We start from the raw sequence: 425 nt of genomic DNA, 5'->3' as shown, positions 1-425 counted from the left end.
ACGCTCTTGCCGAGATTCTCGCGGTTCAGCAGTTCCCCCTGACTGGCATGGCGCCCCGGGCCCTGCCAGGGCAATGCCAGCTCCAGTTGACGAATGCCGTCGACAAGCTGGCGGAATTCTCCCGGCTCCAGGCTGGCCAGATGGTCCGGGCCTTCCATGCCCCGATCCAGGGTGATGTGCCGCTCCACCAGCTTGGCACCCAGCGCCACTGCGCCCAGGGTGATGGCGATGCCGCGCTCATGACCGGAATAGCCAATCAGGCCGTGCAATTCCTGCAGGCGCCGCAGATAGCCAAGCTGGATATCGGCCTCCGGAGCCGGATAGGCGCTGTTGCAATGCAACAAGGCGAACGGCGTACCGAGCGCCTTGAGCTGTTCGATGGCACGCACGATCTCATGCTCGAAGGACATGCCCGTGGACAGGAT

General features: G+C 64.0%; 1 protein-coding gene. It reads right to left on the bottom strand.

Features of this window, described 5'->3' with window-relative positions; genetic code table 11:
* Positions 1–425 (bottom strand): N-acetylneuraminate synthase family protein (locus J0A65_RS25975; RefSeq protein WP_206597079.1); only part of this gene is annotated, 425 nt, incomplete at both ends.

This window comes from Bowmanella yangjiangensis, assembly GCF_017255015.1.
Classification (GTDB): Bacteria; Pseudomonadota; Gammaproteobacteria; order Enterobacterales; family Alteromonadaceae; genus Bowmanella; species Bowmanella yangjiangensis.
The sequence above is the reverse complement of the archived record's forward strand: the minus strand, read 5'-3'. Positions and strand labels throughout refer to the sequence as shown.